The sequence below is a fragment of the Pseudomonas sp. IT-P44 genome, from assembly GCF_949768225.1.
Lineage (GTDB): Bacteria > Pseudomonadota > Gammaproteobacteria > Pseudomonadales > Pseudomonadaceae > Aquipseudomonas > Aquipseudomonas migulae.
In genome coordinates, this window is sequence record NZ_CATKQM010000031.1 from 1 (window position 1) to 20528 (window position 20528).

General features: G+C 54.9%; 17 protein-coding genes and 4 tRNA genes. All 21 read left to right on the forward strand.

Going from position 1 to position 20528, the window contains the following annotated elements:
- Window positions 1-81 precede the first annotated feature (81 nt).
- The 21 genes from birA (at window position 82) to rplC (ending at window position 20524) form a co-directional block, all read left to right on the forward strand.
- Window positions 82-1041, forward strand: coding sequence for a bifunctional biotin--[acetyl-CoA-carboxylase] ligase/biotin operon repressor BirA (gene birA, locus ACM6IO_RS17145; protein WP_008030874.1), 960 nt, complete (start codon window positions 82-84; stop codon window positions 1039-1041).
- Window positions 1031-1780 carry a pantothenate kinase gene (locus ACM6IO_RS17150; RefSeq protein WP_008030876.1) on the forward strand — a complete coding sequence of 250 codons (750 nt, stop codon included), beginning with the start codon at window positions 1031-1033 and terminating at the stop codon, window positions 1778-1780. The genes birA and ACM6IO_RS17150 overlap by 11 nt, the downstream gene beginning before the upstream one ends.
- Window positions 1781-1787: 7 nt before the next feature.
- Window positions 1788-2228, forward strand: coding sequence for a hypothetical protein (locus tag ACM6IO_RS17155; RefSeq protein ID WP_008041291.1), 441 nt, complete (start codon window positions 1788-1790; stop codon window positions 2226-2228).
- A gap of 142 nt (window positions 2229-2370) precedes the next feature.
- Window positions 2371-2455, forward strand: a tRNA-Tyr gene (locus ACM6IO_RS17160).
- A gap of 24 nt (window positions 2456-2479) precedes the next feature.
- Window positions 2480-2553 (forward strand) — tRNA-Gly (locus tag ACM6IO_RS17165).
- Window positions 2554-2579: 26 nt separating this feature from the next.
- Window positions 2580-2655: transfer RNA gene (locus ACM6IO_RS17170), tRNA-Thr, on the forward strand.
- A gap of 173 nt (window positions 2656-2828) precedes the next feature.
- Window positions 2829-2904 (forward strand) — tRNA-Trp (locus tag ACM6IO_RS17175).
- 45 nt (window positions 2905-2949) lie between these two features.
- Window positions 2950-3318: a preprotein translocase subunit SecE gene (gene secE, locus ACM6IO_RS17180; RefSeq protein ID WP_007896620.1), complete on the forward strand. Its 369-nt coding sequence runs from the start codon at window positions 2950-2952 to the stop codon at window positions 3316-3318.
- A 9-nt stretch (window positions 3319-3327) separates the two neighbouring features.
- Entirely contained in the window at window positions 3328-3861 is a 534-nt protein-coding gene (nusG, locus tag ACM6IO_RS17185) for a transcription termination/antitermination protein NusG (protein ID WP_007896622.1), read from the forward strand.
- 117 nt (window positions 3862-3978) lie between these two features.
- Window positions 3979-4410, forward strand: coding sequence for a 50S ribosomal protein L11 (gene rplK, locus ACM6IO_RS17190; RefSeq protein WP_008030880.1), 432 nt, complete (start codon window positions 3979-3981; stop codon window positions 4408-4410).
- Window positions 4410-5105, forward strand: coding sequence for a 50S ribosomal protein L1 (gene rplA, locus ACM6IO_RS17195; RefSeq protein WP_008041297.1), 696 nt, complete (start codon window positions 4410-4412; stop codon window positions 5103-5105). The genes rplK and rplA overlap by 1 nt, the downstream gene beginning before the upstream one ends.
- Before the next feature lie 198 nt (window positions 5106-5303).
- Complete coding sequence (gene rplJ / locus ACM6IO_RS17200) at window positions 5304-5804, forward strand: 50S ribosomal protein L10 (RefSeq protein ID WP_110755008.1); 501 nt, start codon at window positions 5304-5306, stop codon at window positions 5802-5804.
- A 75-nt stretch (window positions 5805-5879) separates the two neighbouring features.
- Window positions 5880-6245 (forward strand): 50S ribosomal protein L7/L12, encoded by a 366-nt coding sequence (gene rplL, locus ACM6IO_RS17205; protein ID WP_008030886.1) that lies wholly within the window; start codon window positions 5880-5882, stop codon window positions 6243-6245.
- Window positions 6246-6465: 220 nt separating this feature from the next.
- Window positions 6466-10539, forward strand: coding sequence for a DNA-directed RNA polymerase subunit beta (gene rpoB, locus ACM6IO_RS17210; protein ID WP_008030889.1), 4074 nt, complete (start codon window positions 6466-6468; stop codon window positions 10537-10539).
- A 64-nt stretch (window positions 10540-10603) separates the two neighbouring features.
- Window positions 10604-14803 (forward strand): DNA-directed RNA polymerase subunit beta', encoded by a 4200-nt coding sequence (gene rpoC / locus ACM6IO_RS17215; protein ID WP_008030891.1) that lies wholly within the window; start codon window positions 10604-10606, stop codon window positions 14801-14803.
- A 215-nt stretch (window positions 14804-15018) separates the two neighbouring features.
- Window positions 15019-15390: a 30S ribosomal protein S12 gene (rpsL, locus tag ACM6IO_RS17220; RefSeq protein ID WP_002555494.1), complete on the forward strand. Its 372-nt coding sequence runs from the start codon at window positions 15019-15021 to the stop codon at window positions 15388-15390.
- Window positions 15391-15509: 119 nt separating this feature from the next.
- Window positions 15510-15980 (forward strand): 30S ribosomal protein S7, encoded by a 471-nt coding sequence (rpsG, locus tag ACM6IO_RS17225; RefSeq protein WP_002555493.1) that lies wholly within the window; start codon window positions 15510-15512, stop codon window positions 15978-15980.
- A 30-nt stretch (window positions 15981-16010) separates the two neighbouring features.
- A complete protein-coding gene (fusA, locus tag ACM6IO_RS17230; protein WP_008030893.1) occupies window positions 16011-18116 on the forward strand; it encodes an elongation factor G in 2106 nt (701 codons plus the stop codon).
- 30 nt (window positions 18117-18146) lie between these two features.
- Window positions 18147-19340, forward strand: coding sequence for an elongation factor Tu (gene tuf / locus ACM6IO_RS17235; protein ID WP_008030895.1), 1194 nt, complete (start codon window positions 18147-18149; stop codon window positions 19338-19340).
- 156 nt (window positions 19341-19496) lie between these two features.
- Entirely contained in the window at window positions 19497-19808 is a 312-nt protein-coding gene (rpsJ, locus tag ACM6IO_RS17240; protein WP_003186070.1) for a 30S ribosomal protein S10, read from the forward strand.
- A gap of 80 nt (window positions 19809-19888) precedes the next feature.
- Window positions 19889-20524: a 50S ribosomal protein L3 gene (rplC, locus tag ACM6IO_RS17245; RefSeq protein ID WP_003186059.1), complete on the forward strand. Its 636-nt coding sequence runs from the start codon at window positions 19889-19891 to the stop codon at window positions 20522-20524.
- Window positions 20525-20528: the final 4 nt, after the last annotated feature.

Consider the following 20528-nt stretch of genomic DNA (forward strand, 5'->3'; position numbering starts at 1 on the left):
GGAAAATCTGCCCAGTACGGTTTCTATGCAACGGCTCAAGGCATGGCTATCATGCGGGCCTCATTGTGAGGCGGGACTTGCATGCTGACGTTGTTAAAGCTTCTTAAGGATGGCCGATTCCATTCAGGCCAGGCCCTGGGCACCGCTTTAGGTGTCAGTCGCAGTGCTGTGTGGAAGCAGCTTCAGCTTCTCGAGGCTGAGCTTGGCTTGTCCATCCACAAGGTGCGGGGGCGTGGTTATCAATTGGCCTCGCCGTTGACACTGCTCGACTCTGTCGCAATAGCAGAGCAGGCGCCTTCTTGTGATTGGCCCATTCTGGTTTTCGATTCAATTGACTCCACTAACGCCGAGGCGCTGCGTGCAATAGAGCGTGGTCAGGTAGCGCCATTTCTTGTGCTTGCCGAGCGGCAGACGTCTGGCCGTGGGCGCCGCGGGCGTAAGTGGGCGAGTCCTTTCGCGGAAAATATCTATTACAGTCTGGTGCTGCGTATTGAGGGTGGCATGCGCCAGTTGGAAGGCTTGAGCCTTGTTGTAGGACTTGCTGTCCTGCAAACCTTGCGAGCGCTGGGCGTATCAGATGCAGGTTTGAAATGGCCCAACGATGTTCTTGTTGGTCAAAAAAAGCTCGCGGGGATACTGCTTGAGTTGGTAGGCGATCCTGCTGATGTGTGTCATGTGGTTCTGGGTGTCGGGATCAATGTGAACATGCAGATGACCGACGAGGTTGATCAGCAGTGGACGTCCTTGCGGCTCGAGTCGGGGCGGACATTCGATCGCAATCACTTGGTCGCGCAGTTGGGGCAGATGCTCCAGGTTTATTTGAGTCGACATCAAGTCGGCGGATTTTCCGCTATCCAGGCTGAGTGGGAGCAGAATCATCTGTGGCAGGGTCGGGCGGTGTCGTTGATCGCCGGAGTTAACCATATAGATGGCGAGGTACTGGGTATTGATAGTCAGGGTGCTCTGCGCTTGAAGGTGGGCGGTGTGGAAAAAGTCTTTAGTGGTGGTGAGCTCAGCTTGAGGTTGCGTGATGATTCTTGAGCTCGACTGCGGAAACAGTTTTATCAAGTGGCGAGTGCTTGAAGCTGATGCTCGCCAGACGGTTGGCGAGGGCGTCGTCGACTCCAATCTTGCATTGCTGGAGAGTTTGAGCGCGCTCAAGGGGCTCGCCCTCAAGTTTTGCCGATTGGTCAGTGTCCGAACGGCAGAAGAGACCGGTGCATTGATTACTCTGCTGACCGACACTTTTGGAGTGTCAGTAGTTTGCGCTGCGCCCGCTCGCGAAATGTCGGGGGTTCGTAATGGCTATGAAGAGTTCGAACGCCTGGGGCTCGACCGCTGGCTGGCGATGCTTGGGGGGTTCCAATTAGCGTCGGGTGCATGCCTGGTGCTTGATTTTGGTACTGCTGTCACTGCGGATTTCGTTGCCGGTGATGGAGAGCATCTCGGGGGGTTTATTTGTCCGGGAATGCCATTGATGCGAAATCAATTGCGCACCCATACCCGTAAAATTCGTTATGGGGATCTGGCAGCTGAGCGCGCCATGGAGAGTCTCGTTCCAGGTCGCACAACCGTCGAAGCGGTTGAGCGGGGGTGCTCGTTGATGCTTAGAGGCTTTGTTCTGACCCAGCTGGAGCTTGCGCGTAGCTACTGGGGGGCGGATTTCTCCGTGTTTCTGACCGGTGGGGATGCCGGGTTGGTTTCTGAGATTGTGCCAGAGGCTAGAGTGGTTCCGGACCTGGTATTTGTGGGTTTGGCTATGGCATGTCCTTTGTCCTGAGGTTCTTATGCGTTGGTTGTTTCTGCTGCTGCTTGTTCTGAATGTGTTCTATTACATCTGGCACCAACAAGAGGCTCCTCTGCGCGCGAAGGATGTCACTCCTCTCAGTTTGTATAGGGGAGGGCAGCAGGATATTCGCTTGTTGAGCGAGGCGGCTGATCCGGTCCTTGATAAGGGGAAGGCTGCTCTGCCGGACAATAGTTGTTTGTACTTGGGTGGTTTTGTTCGTCAAGAAGCGGTTCAGGCAGTTGAACGGCGCTTGAATGGCATGGAAATCAAGTATCAGCTCCTGCCAAAGGATCATCTTGAATTCGCGGGTTATTGGGTTCGGATCGCCCCTGAAAGCCGGCGTTGGCTGGGTGAGGTTCAGCTGCAAAACCTTTCTAGAGAATTCAATGAGTTAAAACATAAAATAATGCCGTGCGAGGGGGTTGCACCCGCTGAATAGTTTGAATAGAATGGCGCCCGCTTCGCAGTGAACGCCTTTAACGGCAAACACAACGAAGCGATGTCAACGCAGCTAACCTCAGGTTTTTAATGAGAAAATGCTTGACAGAAGGCTGGCATGATATAGAATGCCGGCTCGCTTAGGAGGGGTTCCCGAGCGGCCAAAGGGATCAGACTGTAAATCTGACGTCTACGACTTCGAAGGTTCGAATCCTTCCCCCTCCACCATTTTTAGCGAGAGCTGCAAGCCTCGCGGGTATAGTTTAGTGGTAGAACCTCAGCCTTCCAAGCTGATGATGCGGGTTCGATTCCCGCTACCCGCTCCAAGTTTGCAGGTCCTGCAAAGTGTTACGCTCTTGTAGCTCAGTTGGTAGAGCACACCCTTGGTAAGGGTGAGGTCAGCGGTTCAAATCCGCTCAAGAGCTCCATATAACAAGGCAGATATGAAAATATCTGCCTTTGTTTTAAGGGTTGCGATCAGGCCTTGTTGTTTTTTGTTGGCTGGTTGCGCGGGTGGCTTTGGCCTTAGGGTTGAGGCTGTCGAGTAAGGTGTTGTAATGTCTTTTTCGGGTCGGCATAATGGTCGGCCTGATTTTGTTTTAGGTCAGTAGCTCAATTGGCAGAGCGACGGTCTCCAAAACCGTAGGTTGGGGGTTCGATTCCCTCCTGACCTGCCAGATTCACCTGGTGTGTCTGGCTTTCTTTTCACAGGATCTTCATAGATGACTCCTAAAGCTGAAGCTCAAGGCTCTCGCTTCGATCTGCTCAAGTGGCTAGTAGTAGTCGCTTTGGTGGTTGTTGGCGTTGTTGGTAATCAGTATTACTCTGCTTCGCCGATCCTGTACCGCGTACTTGCATTGCTTGTCATCGCTGCTGTGGCTGCCTTCGTGGGTCTGCAAACAGTCAAGGGCAAGTCTTTCTTTGTACTGGTTAAGGAAGCTCGCACCGAGATTCGTAAAGTCGTATGGCCAACTCGCCAAGAAACCACGCAGACCACGTTGATCGTTGTCGCTGTTGTGTTGGTTATGGCGTTGCTGTTGTGGGGTCTTGATTCCCTGCTCGGCTGGCTTGTTTCCTTGATTGTCGGCTAAGGGTGTCCCGTGGCTAAGCGTTGGTACGTTGTGCATGCTTACTCCGGTTACGAGAAGCATGTCATGCGCTCGTTAGTAGAGCGCGTAAAGCTGGCTGGCATGGAAGATGGCTTTGGCGAAATTCTGGTTCCCACTGAAGAAGTGGTTGAAATGCGTAATGGCCAGAAGCGCAAAAGCGAGCGTAAGTTCTTCCCAGGTTATGTGCTGGTTCAGATGGACATGAACGAGGGTACTTGGCACTTGGTCAAGGATACTCCTCGGGTGATGGGTTTTATCGGCGGTACCGCTGATAAGCCTGCACCAATCACAGACAAAGAGGCAGAAGCGATTCTGCGTCGTGTCGCTGATGGTAGCGATAAGCCTAAGCCGAAGACGTTGTTCGAGCCTGGTGAGTCGGTACGTGTCAACGACGGGCCGTTTGCCGACTTTACCGGCACGGTTGAAGAAGTTAACTACGAAAAGAGCCGGATCCAAGTGGCAGTGCTCATTTTCGGTCGCTCTACTCCGGTAGAGCTAGAGTTCAGCCAGGTCGAAAAAGTCTAGCTGAGCAAGCATCCCAACCCCGCAGCCCTAGGCTGTGGGGTTTTGTCGTCACTGGGATAAACGCGCAAGTAACCGGGGAGCCTTTCGAGGCGTTCGAACCCGTAATTGGAGTGCCTCATGGCCAAGAAGATTACCGCTTACATCAAGCTGCAAGTGAAGGCCGCTCAGGCTAACCCAAGCCCACCTGTTGGTCCTGCTCTGGGTCAGCACGGCGTGAACATCATGGAATTCTGCAAGGCTTTCAACGCCCGTACTCAGGGTATTGAGCCAGGTCTGCCGACTCCAGTGATCATCACTGTCTACAGCGACCGTAGCTTCACTTTCGAAACCAAATCCACCCCTGCTTCGGTTCTGCTGAAGAAGGCGGCTGGTCTGACTAGCGGTTCCGCTCGTCCGAACACCGTTAAGGTTGGCACTGTGACTCGTGCTCAGCTGGAAGAAATCGCGAAAGTTAAAAACGCGGATCTGACTGCAGCTGATATGGAAGCAGCCGTGCGTACCATCGCCGGTTCTGCTCGTAGCATGGGCCTTAACGTGGAGGGTGTGTAATGGCTAAGTTGACCAAGCGTCAAAAGGCTATCGCCGGCAAAATCGAAGCAGGCAAGTCCTACAACTTTGTAGACGCTGCTGCTCTGCTGGCTGAGCTGTCGACTGTCAAGTTCAGCGAGTCGTTCGACGTTGCTGTGAACCTGGGTGTTGACCCGCGTAAATCCGACCAGGTCGTTCGTAGCGCTACTGTGCTGCCGCACGGTACTGGCAAGACTGTTCGCGTTGCTGTGTTCACCCAGGGTCCAGCTGCTGAGGCCGCTCTGGCTGCCGGCGCTGACCGTGTAGGTATGGACGACCTGGCTGCCGAAATGAAAGGCGGCGACCTGAACTATGACGTAGTTATCGCATCCCCGGATGCAATGCGCGTTGTAGGCCAGTTGGGTCAGATCCTCGGTCCACGTGGCCTGATGCCTAACCCTAAAGTCGGCACCGTAACTCCAGACGTAGCTACCGCGGTTAAAAACGCCAAGGCTGGTCAGGTTCGTTATCGCACCGACAAAAACGGCATCATCCACACTTCCGTTGGCAAGATCGGCTTCGACGCCGTCAAGCTGAAGGAAAACGTTGAAGCCCTGATCGCTGATCTGAAGCGTATCAAGCCAGCTTCCTCGAAAGGCATTTACGTCAAGCGCGTTACCCTGAGCACCACTATGGGCCCAGGTCTGGTCATCGACCAAAGCTCGCTCGACGCGTAAGACAAAAGTTGGCGTAAGCGATTACGCCAATTGAAAGATTGGGGTCCCTGCCTGGCGGGGGCTATCCAAGACCGTAGGCGACGCAAGTCTTAAACCACAAGCCTACGCAGATGGTGCTCCCGGTTCCTTACCGAATCAGACACCAAAACGACATCCGGTTTCGACCAGATGAAACGGTAACAAGCAGGAGTTAAACCCGTGGCAATTAAACTCGAAGACAAGAAGGCCATCGTCGCTGAAGTCAACGAGGCTGCCAAAGTCGCTCTGTCCGCTGTCGTGGCTGATGCCCGTGGCGTAACAGTAGGCGCAATGACCGGACTCCGTAAAGAGGCTCGTGAAGCTGGCGTTTACGTACGTGTTGTACGTAACACCCTGCTCAAGCGCGCCGTTGCTGACACTGAATTCAGTGTTCTCAACGACACGTTCACTGGCCCTACCCTGATTGCCTTCTCCAAAGAACATCCAGGCGCTGCTGCCCGGATCTTCAAAGAGTTCGCAAAGGGTCAGGACAAGTTCGAGATCAAGGCAGCTGCGTTCGAGGGCAAGTTCCTCGCAGCTAACCAAATCGACGTACTGGCAACTCTGCCGACCCGTGACGAAGCAATTTCTCAGCTGATGAGCGTGATTCAAGGCGCTACCAGCAAATTGGCTCGTACTCTGGCGGCAATTCGCGACCAGAAAGAAGCCGCTGCAGCCTAAGGCTCGTCAGCTTCTCGCGTTTTTTGTTTTTTTCGATGGTCGCGTAGGCCGTCCCCAATATCAGGAATTAGATTCATGTCTATCTCTCAGAACGATATCCTTGAAGCAGTTGGCAACATGTCCGTAATGGAAGTTGTTGAGCTGATCAAAGCTTTCGAAGAAAAATTCGGTGTTACCGCTGCTGCTGCATCGGCTGGTCCAGCTGCTGCTGCCGCTGTTGTTGAAGAGCAAACTGAATTCAACGTCATGCTGACCGAAGCTGGCGAGAAGAAAGTTAACGTGATCAAGGCTGTACGTGAACTGACCGGTCTGGGCCTGAAAGAAGCCAAGGCTGTAGTTGACGGCGCTCCTGCCATGGTTCTGGAAGCTGTTGCCAAAGACGCAGCTGACAAAGCCAAAGCAGTACTGGAAGAAGCAGGCGCTAAAGTCGAGCTGAAGTAAGCATCGACTTTGCTCCTCCAGCCCGAGCGTTAAGCGAAAGGCTGATGGCTGGTGGCTCTTGCCACCGGCCTTTTTCCGTTATTGGCAGCCGACTGGGTCGGTGCTGATAACGAGTTGTAACCACCCGATGCGGTGGCGCAAACCATGGGGTTTGCACGATTTTCTGGCTGCTCCCGTCGGGAGGGGCCAAACAAGCAGGTGACCAAGCTGGGGAACGCTGATGGCTTACTCATATACTGAGAAAAAACGTATCCGCAAGGACTTTAGCAAGTTGCCGGACGTCATGGATGTGCCGTACCTCCTGGCCATCCAGCTGGATTCGTATCGTGAATTCTTGCAAGCGGGAGCGACTAAAGATCAGTTCCGCGACGTGGGCCTGCATGCGGCCTTCAAATCCGTTTTCCCGATCATCAGCTACTCCGGCAATGCTGCGCTGGAGTACGTCGGTTATCGCCTGGGCGAACCGGCATTTGATGTCAAAGAATGCGTATTGCGCGGTGTAACTTACGCCGTACCTTTGCGGGTAAAAGTGCGCCTGATCATTTTCGACAAAGAATCGTCGAACAAAGCGATCAAGGACATCAAAGAGCAAGAAGTCTACATGGGTGAAATCCCCCTGATGACTGAGAACGGTACCTTCGTAATCAACGGTACCGAGCGTGTAATCGTTTCCCAGCTGCACCGTTCCCCGGGCGTGTTCTTCGACCACGACCGTGGCAAGACGCACAGCTCCGGCAAACTGCTGTACTCCGCGCGCATCATTCCTTACCGCGGTTCGTGGTTGGACTTCGAGTTCGATCCGAAAGACTGCGTGTTCGTGCGTATCGACCGTCGTCGCAAGCTGCCTGCATCGGTACTGCTGCGCGCGCTCGGCTATACCACTGAAGAAGTGCTCGACGCGTTCTACACCACCAACGTCTTCCACGTGCAAGGTGAAAACCTCAGCCTGGAACTGGTGCCTCAGCGCCTGCGTGGTGAAATTGCTGTCCTGGATATCCTGGATGACAAAGGCAAGGTTATTGTCGAGCAAGGTCGTCGTATCACCGCTCGCCACATCAACCAGCTGGAAAAAGCCGGGATCAAAGAGCTGCAAGTGCCTCTGGACTACGTCCTGGGTCGCACTACCGCCAAGGTCATCGTGCATCCGGCAACCGGCGAAATCCTGGCAGAGTGCAACACCGAGCTGAACACCGAAATCCTGGCGAAAATCGCCAAGGCTCAGGTTGTCCGCATCGAAACTCTGTACACCAACGATATCGACTGCGGTCCGTTCGTCTCCGACACCCTGAAGATCGACTCCACCAGCAACCAATTGGAAGCTCTGGTCGAAATCTATCGCATGATGCGTCCAGGCGAGCCGCCAACCAAAGACGCTGCCGAAACTCTGTTCAACAACCTGTTCTTCAGCCCTGAGCGCTATGACCTGTCTGCGGTCGGCCGGATGAAGTTCAACCGTCGTATCGGTCGTACCGAGATCGAAGGTTCGGGCGTGTTGTGCAAAGAAGACATCGTCGCGGTGCTGAAGACTCTGGTCGACATCCGTAACGGTAAAGGCATCGTCGATGACATCGACCACCTGGGTAACCGTCGTGTTCGCTGCGTAGGCGAAATGGCCGAGAACCAGTTCCGCGTTGGCCTGGTACGTGTTGAGCGTGCGGTCAAAGAGCGTCTGTCGATGGCTGAAAGCGAAGGCCTGATGCCGCAAGACCTGATCAACGCCAAGCCAGTGGCTGCGGCGGTGAAAGAGTTCTTCGGTTCCAGCCAGCTGTCCCAGTTCATGGACCAGAACAACCCGCTGTCCGAGATCACCCACAAGCGTCGTGTGTCAGCACTCGGCCCTGGCGGTTTGACTCGTGAGCGTGCCGGCTTTGAAGTTCGTGACGTACACCCGACTCACTACGGTCGTGTATGCCCGATCGAAACGCCGGAAGGTCCGAACATCGGTCTGATCAACTCCCTGGCCGCCTATGCGCGCACCAACCAGTACGGCTTCCTCGAGAGCCCGTACCGTGTGGTGAAAGACGCTCTGGTCACCGACGAGATCGTGTTCCTGTCCGCCATCGAAGAAGCTGATCACGTGATCGCTCAGGCTTCGGCCACGATGAACGACAAGAAAGTCCTGATCGACGAGCTGGTAGCTGTTCGTCACTTGAACGAGTTCACCGTCAAGGCGCCGGAAGACGTCACCTTGATGGACGTATCGCCGAAGCAGGTAGTTTCGGTTGCAGCGTCGCTGATCCCGTTCCTCGAGCACGACGACGCCAACCGTGCGTTGATGGGTTCGAACATGCAGCGTCAAGCTGTACCAACCCTGCGCGCTGACAAGCCGCTGGTCGGTACCGGCATGGAGCGTAACGTAGCTCGTGACTCCGGCGTTTGCGTCGTGGCTCGTCGTGGCGGCGTTATCGATTCCGTGGACGCCAGCCGTATCGTGGTTCGTGTTGCTGATGACGAAGTTGAAACCGGCGAAGCTGGTGTCGACATCTACAACCTGACCAAATACACCCGCTCTAACCAGAACACCTGCATCAACCAGCGTCCGCTGGTGCGTAAAGGTGATCGGGTCCAGCGCAGCGACATCATGGCCGACGGTCCGTCCACCGACATGGGTGAGCTGGCTCTGGGTCAGAACATGCGCATCGCGTTCATGGCATGGAACGGCTTCAACTTCGAAGACTCCATCTGCCTGTCCGAGCGTGTTGTTCAGGAAGATCGCTTCACCACGATCCACATTCAGGAACTGACCTGTGTGGCACGTGACACCAAGCTTGGGCCTGAGGAAATCACTGCAGACATCCCTAACGTGGGTGAAGCTGCACTGAACAAACTGGACGAAGCCGGTATCGTTTACGTAGGTGCTGAAGTTGGCGCAGGCGACATTCTGGTCGGTAAGGTCACTCCGAAAGGCGAGACTCAACTGACTCCGGAAGAGAAGCTGCTGCGTGCCATCTTCGGTGAAAAAGCCAGCGACGTTAAAGACACCTCCCTGCGTGTACCTACCGGTACCAAGGGTACTGTCATCGACGTACAGGTCTTCACCCGCGACGGCGTTGAGCGTGATGCTCGTGCACTGTCGATCGAGAAGACTCAGCTCGACGAGATCCGCAAGGATCTGAACGAAGAGTTCCGTATCGTTGAAGGCGCCACTTTCGAACGTCTGCGTTCCGCTCTGGTCGGCCATAAAGCCGAAGGCGGCGCCGGTCTGAAGAAAGGTCAGGACATCACCGACGAAGTTCTCGACGGTCTTGAGCATGGTCAGTGGTTCAAACTGCGCATGGCTGAAGATGCTCTGAACGAGCAGCTCGAGAAGGCTCAGGCCTACATCGTTGATCGCCGCCGTCTGCTGGACGACAAGTTCGAAGACAAGAAGCGCAAACTGCAGCAGGGCGATGACCTGGCTCCAGGCGTGCTGAAAATCGTCAAGGTTTACCTGGCAATCCGTCGCCGCATCCAGCCGGGCGACAAGATGGCCGGTCGTCACGGTAACAAAGGTGTGGTCTCCGTGATCATGCCGGTTGAAGACATGCCGCACGATGCCAATGGCACCCCGGTCGACGTCGTCCTCAACCCGTTGGGCGTACCTTCGCGTATGAACGTTGGTCAGATCCTTGAAACCCACCTGGGCCTCGCGGCCAAAGGTCTGGGCGAGAAGATCAACCGGATGATCGAAGAGCAGCGCAAAGTCGCCGAGCTTCGCAAGTTCCTGCACGAGATCTACAACGAGATCGGCGGTCGTAACGAAGATCTGGATAGCTTCTCTGATCAGGAAATCCTGGATCTGGCGAAGAACCTGCGTGGCGGCGTTCCAATGGCCACTCCAGTGTTCGACGGCGCCAAGGAAAGCGAAATCAAGGCCATGCTGAAACTGGCAGACCTGCCAGAAAGCGGCCAGATGCAGCTGACCGACGGCCGTACCGGCAACAAGTTCGAGCGCCCGGTTACTGTTGGCTACATGTACATGCTGAAGCTGAACCACTTGGTAGACGACAAGATGCACGCTCGTTCTACCGGTTCGTACAGCCTGGTTACCCAGCAGCCGCTGGGTGGTAAGGCACAGTTCGGTGGTCAGCGTTTCGGGGAGATGGAGGTCTGGGCACTGGAAGCATACGGTGCCGCTTACACTCTGCAAGAAATGCTCACAGTGAAGTCGGACGATGTGAACGGCCGTACCAAGATGTACAAAAACATCGTGGATGGCGATCACCGTATGGAGCCGGGCATGCCCGAGTCCTTCAACGTGTTGATCAAGGAAATTCGTTCCCTCGGCATCGATATCGATCTGGAAACCGAATAACACGTGACGCGAATCGAGAGCGGGGCAGGATTGCCCGCTCTCTGCTCCGCCAGGAGGAAAGGCCTTGAAAGACCTACTGAATTTGCTGAAAAACCAGGGTCAAGTCGAAGAGTTCGACGCCATCCGTATTGGATTGGCATCGCCTGAGATGATCCGTTCGTGGTCGTTCGGTGAAGTTAAAAAGCCGGAAACCATCAACTACCGTACGTTCAAACCTGAGCGTGACGGCCTGTTCTGCGCCAAGATCTTTGGCCCGGTAAAGGATTACGAGTGCCTGTGCGGTAAGTACAAGCGCTTGAAGCACCGTGGTGTGATCTGCGAGAAGTGCGGCGTTGAAGTCGCGCTGGCTAAAGTTCGTCGTGAGCGCATGGCGCACATCGAACTGGCCTCGCCAGTTGCCCACATCTGGTTCCTGAAATCGCTGCCGTCGCGTATCGGCTTGCTGATGGACATGACCCTGCGTGATATCGAACGCGTTCTCTATTTCGAGAGCTATGTCGTTATCGATCCAGGCATGACCACCCTTGAAAAAGGTCAGCTGCTGAACGATGAGCAGTACTTCGAAGCGCTGGAAGAGTTCGGGGACGATTTCGATGCCCGCATGGGTGCCGAAGCTGTCCGCGAACTGCTGCACGCTATCGACCTGGAACACGAGATTGGCCGTCTGCGTGAAGAAATTCCGCAAACCAACTCCGAAACCAAAATCAAGAAGCTGTCCAAGCGTCTGAAGTTGATGGAAGCCTTCCAGGGTTCCGGCAACCTTCCAGAATGGATGGTGCTGACCGTTCTGCCGGTTCTGCCGCCAGATCTGCGTCCACTGGTCCCGCTGGATGGCGGTCGCTTCGCGACTTCCGACCTCAACGATCTGTATCGTCGAGTGATCAACCGTAACAACCGCTTGAAGCGTCTGCTCGATCTGTCCGCTCCGGACATCATCGTGCGCAACGAAAAGCGTATGTTGCAGGAAGCCGTCGATGCACTGCTCGACAACGGTCGTCGTGGCCGCGCTATCACCGGTTCCAACAAGCGTCCTCTGAAATCCCTGGCTGACATGATCAAGGGTAAGCAAGGTCGTTTCCGTCAGAACTTGCTCGGTAAGCGTGTTGACTACTCCGGTCGTTCGGTAATTACCGTAGGTCCGACCCTGCGTCTGCACCAGTGCGGTCTGCCGAAGAAAATGGCTCTCGAGCTGTTCAAGCCGTTCATTTTCGGCAAGCTGGAAATGCGTGGTCTCGCTACCACCATCAAAGCTGCGAAGAAGATGGTCGAGCGCGAGCTGCCGGAAGTTTGGGACGTTCTCGCTGAAGTTATCCGCGAACACCCAGTGCTTCTCAACCGTGCACCGACCCTTCACCGTCTGGGTATCCAGGCGTTTGAACCAGTACTGATCGAAGGTAAGGCTATCCAGCTGCACCCTCTGGTCTGTGCTGCGTACAACGCCGACTTCGACGGCGACCAAATGGCCGTGCACGTACCGCTGACACTGGAAGCCCAGTTGGAAGCGCGTGCGTTGATGATGTCGACCAACAACATTCTGTCGCCAGCCAACGGTGAGCCAATCATCGTTCCGTCGCAGGACGTTGTATTGGGTCTGTACTACATGACTCGTGAAGCGATCAACGCCAAGGGCGAAGGTCGTGTGTTCGCGGATCTGCAAGAAGTTGACCGTGTGTTCCGTGCCGGCGAAGCCGCACTGCACGCAAAAGTCAAAGTGCGGATCAACGAAACCGTCAACGACCGTGATGGCGGCAGCGTGACCAACACTCGTATCGTCGACACCACTGTCGGCCGTGCGCTGTTGTTCCAGGTTGTACCAAAAGGTCTGTCGTACGACGTCGTCAACCTGCCGATGAAGAAAAAGGCGATCTCCAAGCTGATCAACCAGTGCTACCGCGTGGTTGGTTTGAAAGAGACCGTGATCTTCGCTGACCAGTTGATGTACACCGGTTTTGCCTATTCGACTATTTCCGGCGTTTCCATCGGTGTTAACGACTTCGTTATCCCGGATGAAAAAGCCCGCATCATCGGTGCTGCTACCGACGAAGTGAAAGAGATCGAAAGTCAGTACGCCTCCGGCCTGGTAACCCAGGGCGAGAAGTACAACAAAGTAATCGACCTTTGGTCCAAGGCGAACGACGAAGTTTCCAAGGCGATGATGGCCAACCTCTCGAAAGAGAAAGTCATCGACCGTCATGGCGTCGAAGTCGACCAAGAGTCCTTCAACTCGATGTACATGATGGCCGACTCGGGCGCACGGGGTTCTGCTGCGCAGATCCGTCAGCTCGCCGGTATGCGTGGCCTGATGGCCAAGCCGGACGGCTCCATCATCGAAACGCCGATTACTGCGAACTTCCGTGAAGGTTTGAGCGTACTTCAGTACTTCATCTCGACTCACGGTGCTCGTAAAGGTTTGGCGGATACCGCGTTGAAAACTGCGAACTCCGGTTACCTGACTCGTCGTCTGGTAGACGTGGCGCAGGATCTGGTTGTGACCGAGATCGATTGCGGCACCGAACATGGCCTGGTAATGACTCCGCACATTGAAGGCGGTGACGTTGTTGAGCCGTTGGGTGAGCGCGTATTGGGTCGTGTCATTGCTCGTGACGTATTCAAGCCAGGTACCGAGGAAGTTATCGTTCCTGCCGGCACTCTGGTAGACGAGAAGTGGGTCGAGTTCATCGAGCTGAACAGCATCGACGAAGTGATCGTGCGTTCGCCGATCAGCTGCGAAACCCGCTACGGCATTTGCGCCAAGTGCTACGGCCGTGACTTGGCTCGTGGTCACCAGGTGAACATCGGTGAAGCGGTCGGCGTTATCGCTGCCCAGTCCATCGGTGAGCCGGGTACCCAGCTGACCATGCGTACGTTCCACATCGGTGGTGCGGCAAGCCGGACCTCCGCAGCTGACAGCGTTCAGGTGAAGAATGGCGGTACCGTCCGTCTGCACAACCTGAAGCACGTTGAGCGAGTGGATGGTTGCCTGGTTGCTGTGTCCCGTTCCGGTGAGCTGGCAATCGCTGATGACTTCGGTCGTGAGCGCGAGCGTTACAAGCTGCCGTACGGTGCTGTGATTTCGGTTAAAGAAGGTGACAAGGTCGACGCTGGCGCAATCGTGGCCAAGTGGGATCCGCACACTCACCCAATCGTTACCGAAATGAAAGGTACCGTGACCTACGTGGGCATGGAAGAAGGCATCACGATCAAGCGTCAGACTGACGAATTGACCGGTATGACCAACATTGAAGTCCTCGACGCCAAAGACCGTCCAGCTGCCGGTAAAGATATCCGTCCTGCTGTGAAGATGGTTGATGACAACGGCAAGGATCTGTTGCTGCCAGGCACTGACGTTATCGCTCAGTACTTCCTGCCAGCCAACGCCCTGGTCGGTGTTGCGGACGGTGCGAAAATCGCGATCGGTGATGTTATCGCTCGTATTCCGCAAGAGACTTCGAAGACCCGTGACATCACCGGTGGTCTGCCGCGTGTTGCCGACTTGTTCGAAGCCCGTCGTCCGAAAGAAGCCTCGATTCTGGCTGAAGTCAGCGGCACCATCGCGTTCGGTAAAGAGACCAAAGGCAAGCGCCGTCTGGTCATCACTCCGAACGACGGTAGCGATCCGTACGAAGAGCTGATTCCGAAGTGGCGTCACCTGAACGTCTTCGAAGGCGAACAGGTAAACCGCGGCGAAGTTATCTCCGACGGCCCGAGCGATCCACACGACATCCTGCGTCTGCTGGGTGTAAGTGCGCTGGCCAAGTACATCGTGAACGAGATCCAGGACGTTTACCGTCTGCAAGGCGTGAAGATCAACGACAAGCACATCGAGACCATCCTGCGTCAGATGCTGCGTAAAGTTGAAATCGCTGAATCCGGCGATTCCAGTTTCATCAAGGGCGACCAGATGGAATTGACTCACGTACTGGTAGAAAACGAGCGCCTGGCGAACGACGAGAAATTCGTTTCCAAGTTCACTCGCGTGCTGCTGGGTATCACCAAGGCGTCGTTGTCCACCGAATCGTTCATCTCGGCGGCTTCCTTCCAGGAAACCACTCGCGTACTGACCGAAGCGGCGGTAACCGGCAAGCGCGATTACCTGCGCGGCCTGAAAGAAAACGTGGTCGTGGGTCGTCTGATCCCGGCTGGTACCGGTCTGGCTTATCACAGCGAGCGTAAACGCCGTCGTGATGCTGACAAACCGTTGCGCGTAAGCGCCAGTGAAGTGGAAGCTGCACTGACCGAAGCGCTGAACTCGAGCGGTAACTGAGTTCTGCGATAAATGAGCCAAGGCCCTGATCGTTCCGTTCATCGAATCAAGACATTTTGTCGAGGTTGGATAAGCGGGAAGGTCGGGGCCTTGTCTTGACTGGGGACAAGATCCTCTTTAGACTCTTGTACCCCTAAATTTGGCGGGAATTCGTTCCTGCCATTTTGCTTTTCTTGCAAGACAATAGCGTCGCAAGACAACAGTGGAGCTAGTAGATGGCAACTATCAACCAGCTGGTACGTCAGCCGCGTAAGCGTATCGTCGAGAAATCCGACGTGCCTGCGCTGCAGAACTGCCCGCAACGTCGTGGCGTATGCACCCGTGTGTATACCACCACGCCGAAAAAACCTAACTCGGCACTGCGTAAAGTATGCCGTGTGCGTCTGACCAACGGTTTCGAGGTTTCCTCGTACATCGGCGGTGAAGGCCACAACCTGCAAGAGCACAGCGTGGTACTGATCCGCGGCGGTCGTGTAAAAGACTTGCCAGGTGTTCGTTACCACACCGTTCGCGGCTCTTTGGATACTTCCGGCGTTAAAGGTCGTAACCAAGGTCGTTCGAAGTACGGTACCAAGAAGCCTAAGTAGTAGTGGCTTTTTGTAAAAACTGAATCATCTATTTTTCTGAGTCGATAAGAGTAAGGTCGGAGGCGTCCCGAAAGGGCACCGATTCCGAGCGAACCTGAAGACCGTTTGAGGGCTTATCCATGCCAAGAAGACGCGTAGCAGCCAAGCGCGAAGTGCTTGACGATCCAAAATACGGAAGCCAAATCCTGGCCAAGTTCATGAACCACGTGATGGAAAGCGGCAAGAAAGCCGTTGCCGAGCGTATCGTTTATGGCGCGCTGGAGAAGGTTAAAGAACGCAAGAACAGCGACCCCCTGGAAATCTTCGAGAAAGCTCTCGACGCCATCGCTCCGCTGGTCGAAGTAAAGTCGCGCCGTGTAGGCGGTGCTACTTACCAGGTTCCGGTTGAAGTTCGTCCGTCCCGTCGTAACGCTCTGGCAATGCGCTGGTTGGTAGACTTCGCCCGTAAGCGCGGCGAGAAGTCTATGGCTCTGCGTTTGGCTGGCGAACTGTTGGACGCTGCTGAAGGCAAAGGTGCTGCAGTTAAGAAGCGTGAAGACGTGCACCGTATGGCTGAAGCCAACAAGGCTTTCTCGCACTACCGCTTCTAATTTTAGCGTCACTAATTTTGCGAGGGCTTTATGGCTCGTACTACACCGATTAATCGCTACCGTAACATTGGTATCGTTGCTCACGTGGATGCTGGTAAAACCACCACCACCGAGCGCGTCCTTTTTTACACTGGCAAAAGTCACAAAATGGGCGAGGTGCATGACGGCGCCGCGACCACAGACTGGATGGTGCAGGAGCAGGAGCGTGGTATTACCATTACTTCTGCTGCTATTACCGCCTTCTGGCAGGGTTCCGAGAAGCAGCACAAAGATCAGTATCGCTTCAACGTCATCGACACCCCGGGTCACGTTGACTTCACTATTGAAGTTGAACGTTCCCTGCGTGTTCTCGACGGCGCGGTCGTTGTGTTCTGCGGTACCTCGGGTGTTGAGCCTCAGTCGGAAACCGTATGGCGTCAGGCCAACAAGTACGGCGTTCCACGTCTTGTTTACGTAAACAAGATGGACCGTGCTGGTGCAAACTTCCTGCGCGTGATCGGTCAGATCAAGCAGCGTCTGGGTCACACTCCGGTGCCAATCCAGTTGGCTATCGGTTCCGAAGACAACTTCCAGGGTCAGATCGATCTGATGTCCATGGAAGCTGTTTACTGGAATGACGCTGACAAAGGCATGACTCCACGTCGCGAGCCTATCCCTGCTGAATTGCAGGAATTGGCTGACGAGTGGCGCAGCAACATGATTGAAGCTGCGGCAGAAGCCAGCGAAGAGCTGATGAACAAGTACCTCGAAGGTGAAGAACTCACCAACGCGGAAATCAAGGCCGCTCTGCGTCAGCGTACTATTGCTGGCGAGATCGTTCTGGCTGTTTGCGGTTCTTCCTTCAAGAACAAGGGCGTTCCCCTGGTTCTCGACGCCGTTATCGACTACCTGCCTGCTCCTACCGACATTCCTGCCATCAAGGGTACTGACCCGGATGACGAGACCAAGGAAATGGAGCGTCACGCAGACGACAGCGAGCCGTTCTCGGCTCTGGCGTTCAAGATCGCTACCGACCCATTCGTGGGTACTTTGACCTTTGTTCGAGTTTACTCGGGCGTGTTGGCCTCCGGCGACGGCGTGATCAACTCGGTTAAAGGCAAGAAAGAGCGTGTGGGTCGTATGGTGCAAATGCACGCAAACGCCCGCGAAGAGATCAAGGAAGTTCGCGCTGGTGACATCGCGGCCTTGATCGGCATGAAGGACGTCACCACTGGTGAGACTTTGTGCAACGCTGACAAGCCAATCATCCTGGTTCGCATGGACTTCCCGGAGCCGGTTATTTCGGTTGCCGTAGAGCCTAAGACCAAGGATGACCAGGAAAAAATGGGTATCGCTCTGGGCAAACTTGCTCAGGAAGACCCGTCTTTCCGCGTCAAGACTGATGAAGAGACTGGTCAAACGATCATCTCCGGCATGGGCGAGTTGCACCTGGACATCCTGGTTGACCGGATGCGCCGTGAGTTCAACGTCGAAGCCAACATCGGTAAGCCTCAAGTTTCGTACCGTGAGCGCATCACGAAGAGCTGCGAAATCGAAGGCAAGTTCGTTCGTCAGTCCGGCGGTCGTGGCCAGTTCGGTCATTGCTGGATTCGCTTTGCTCCTGCTGACGAAGGTCAGGAAGGTCTGCAATTCCTGAACGAAGTAGTGGGTGGTGTGGTTCCTAAGGAATACATCCCGGCTATCCAGAAGGGTATCGAAGAGCAGATGAAGAACGGCGTTGTTGCCGGCTATCCGCTGATCGGCCTGAAGGCTACCGTGTTTGATGGTTCCTACCATGACGTCGACTCGAACGAGATGGCGTTTAAGGTGGCTGCTTCCATGGCGACCAAGCAACTGGCCCAGAAGGGCGGTGGTGAGTTGCTCGAGCCGATCATGGCTGTAGAGGTTGTTACACCTGAAGACTATATGGGTGACGTGATGGGCGACCTTAACCGTCGTCGCGGCATGATCCTGGGTATGGAAGATACGGTTTCCGGTAAAGTAATTCGTGCCGAGGTTCCGTTGGGCGAGATGTTCGGTTATGCGACCGACGTTCGTTCCATGTCCCAAGGTCGCGCAAGCTACTCTATGGAATTCAAAAAATACAATACAGCTCCGTCGCACATCGTCGAAACTGTAACCAAAAAACAAGGCTGATTCAGTCCTTTAGGCTAGGAGTTAATTGTCGTGGCTAAAGAAAAATTTGATCGTTCCCTTCCGCACGTCAACGTTGGCACCATCGGTCACGTTGACCACGGTAAAACCACTCTGACTGCTGCTCTGACTCGCGTCTGCTCCGAAGTTTTCGGTTCGGCTCGTGTTGACTTCGACAAGATCGACAGCGCACCAGAAGAGAAAGCTCGTGGTATCACCATCAACACCGCGCACGTTGAATACAACTCGCTGATCCGTCACTACGCTCACGTTGACTGCCCAGGTCACGCTGACTATGTGAAGAACATGATCACCGGTGCTGCTCAGATGGACGGCGCTATCCTGGTTTGCTCGGCCGCTGATGGTCCGATGCCGCAAACCCGTGAGCACATCCTGCTGTCCCGTCAGGTAGGCGTTCCGTACATCGTGGTTTTCCTGAACAAGGCTGACCTGGTAGACGACGCAGAGCTGCTGGAACTGGTTGAGATGGAAGTTCGCGACCTGCTCAGCACTTACGACTTCCCAGGTGACGACACTCCGATCATCATCGGTTCTGCTCGTATGGCTCTGGAAGGCAACGACGAAAACGAAATGGGCACCACTGCCGTTCGTAAGCTGGTTGAAACTCTGGATAGCTACATCCCAGAGCCAGTTCGTCTGACCGACAAGCCGTTCCTGATGCCAATCGAAGACGTATTCTCGATCTCGGGTCGTGGTACTGTTGTGACTGGCCGTATCGAGCGCGGTATCGTTCGCGTTCAGGATCCACTGGAAATCGTTGGTCTGCGTGACACCACCGTCACCACCTGCACCGGTGTTGAAATGTTCCGCAAACTGCTCGACGAAGGTCGTGCTGGCGAGAACTGCGGCGTTCTGCTGCGTGGTACCAAGCGTGACGACGTTGAGCGTGGCCAGGTTCTGGTTAAGCCAGGTTCGGTTAAGCCGCACACCAAGTTCACCGCAGAAGTTTACGTTCTGAGCAAGGAAGAAGGCGGTCGTCATACTCCGTTCTTCAAAGGCTACCGTCCACAGTTCTACTTCCGTACTACTGACGTGACTGGTAACTGCGAGCTGCCAGAAGGCGTTGAAATGGTAATGCCAGGTGACAACATTCAGATGACTGTTACCCTGATCAAAACCATCGCAATGGAAGACGGTCTGCGTTTCGCTATCCGTGAAGGCGGTCGTACCGTCGGCGCTGGCGTCGTAGCCAAAATCATCGAGTAAGCTCTTTTTGAGTAAGCTTTGATGAGTTGAAAAAGCCCCCGCTTAGCGGGGGCTTTTTTATTGGGTTGACACCTATCTGGGGCGTCTATAGAATTGCGCCTCCTTTTAACGGGCGTATTGCGCCCGGTGGGAATAGCAGCCGGAGTCTGAAATCCAATGCAAAATCAGCAAATCCGTATCAGGTTGAAGGCTTTTGACCATCGCCTGATCGACCAATCCACCCAGGAAATCGTGGAAACCGCGAAACGTACTGGTGCTCAAGTGCGTGGTCCAATTCCACTGCCTACCCGTAAAGAGCGGTTCACCGTTCTGGTCTCCCCGCACGTCAACAAAGACGCGCGTGACCAGTACGAGATCCGTACTCATAAGCGCGTTCTGGACATCGTCCAGCCAACGGATAAAACCGTTGATGCTCTTATGAAGCTTGATCTTGCGGCCGGTGTGGAAGTGCAGATCAGCCTCGGCTAAGACTCGGTCTTAGTCGTGTAACGCTCTGAAATGGGCGGCCATAGCGGGTGAAAGCCCCGTACACTCATGAGGTTTACAACATGACTATTGGTGTAGTCGGTCGTAAATGCGGTATGACCCGTATTTTCACCGAAGAAGGTGTCTCCATTCCGGTCACGGTCATTGAGATCGAGCCGAATCGCGTCACCCAGTTCAAAACTGAAGAGACCGATGGCTATCGTGCAGTGCAAGTCACTGTAGGCGAGCGTCGTGCTTCGCGTGTTACAGCTGCTCAGGCTGGCCACTTCGCTAAAGCGAACGTTGCCGCTGGTCGTACCGTAATGGAATTCCGTCTTGAAGAAGGCGAGTACCAGGCCGGCGATCTGATCAACGCTGAAATCTTCGCCGCTGGTCAACTGGTTGATGTAACCGGTCAGTCCAAAGGTAAAGGCTTCCAGGGTACGATCAAGCGTTGGAACTTCCGCGGGCAAGATAATACCCACGGTAACTCCGTGTCCCACCGCGTTCCAGGCTCTATCGGCCAGTGCCAGACTCCTGGTCGTGTATTCAAGGGCAAAAAAATGTCCGGTCATATGGGCGCTGAGCGCGTGACCGTGCAGTCCCTCGAAGTAGTGCGCGTGGACGCTGAACGCAATCTGTTGTTGGTCAAGGGCGCTGTTCCTGGCGCTACTGGCGGCAACTTGGTTGTACGTCCAGCAGCCAAGGCTCGCGGTTAAGGGG

Excerpts from the sequence above, each read along its gene's own strand:
- rpsL (WP_002555494.1), top strand. The coding sequence starts at position 15,019 with ATGGCAACTATCAACCAGCTGGTACGTCAGCCGCGTAAGCGTATCGTC.
- ACM6IO_RS17150 (WP_008030876.1), top strand. The coding sequence starts at position 1,031 with ATGATTCTTGAGCTCGACTGCGGAAACAGTTTTATCAAGTGGCGAGTG.
- rplK (WP_008030880.1), top strand. The coding sequence starts at position 3,979 with ATGGCCAAGAAGATTACCGCTTACATCAAGCTGCAAGTGAAGGCCGCT.
- rpoB (WP_008030889.1), top strand. The coding sequence starts at position 6,466 with ATGGCTTACTCATATACTGAGAAAAAACGTATCCGCAAGGACTTTAGC.
- fusA (WP_008030893.1), top strand. The coding sequence starts at position 16,011 with ATGGCTCGTACTACACCGATTAATCGCTACCGTAACATTGGTATCGTT.
- rplA (WP_008041297.1), top strand. The coding sequence starts at position 4,410 with ATGGCTAAGTTGACCAAGCGTCAAAAGGCTATCGCCGGCAAAATCGAA.
- rpsJ (WP_003186070.1), top strand. The coding sequence starts at position 19,497 with ATGCAAAATCAGCAAATCCGTATCAGGTTGAAGGCTTTTGACCATCGC.
- birA (WP_008030874.1), top strand. The coding sequence starts at position 82 with ATGCTGACGTTGTTAAAGCTTCTTAAGGATGGCCGATTCCATTCAGGC.
- rplC (WP_003186059.1), top strand. The coding sequence starts at position 19,889 with ATGACTATTGGTGTAGTCGGTCGTAAATGCGGTATGACCCGTATTTTC.
- rpsG (WP_002555493.1), top strand. The coding sequence starts at position 15,510 with ATGCCAAGAAGACGCGTAGCAGCCAAGCGCGAAGTGCTTGACGATCCA.
- rplL (WP_008030886.1), top strand. The coding sequence starts at position 5,880 with ATGTCTATCTCTCAGAACGATATCCTTGAAGCAGTTGGCAACATGTCC.
- secE (WP_007896620.1), top strand. The coding sequence starts at position 2,950 with ATGACTCCTAAAGCTGAAGCTCAAGGCTCTCGCTTCGATCTGCTCAAG.
- ACM6IO_RS17155 (WP_008041291.1), top strand. The coding sequence starts at position 1,788 with ATGCGTTGGTTGTTTCTGCTGCTGCTTGTTCTGAATGTGTTCTATTAC.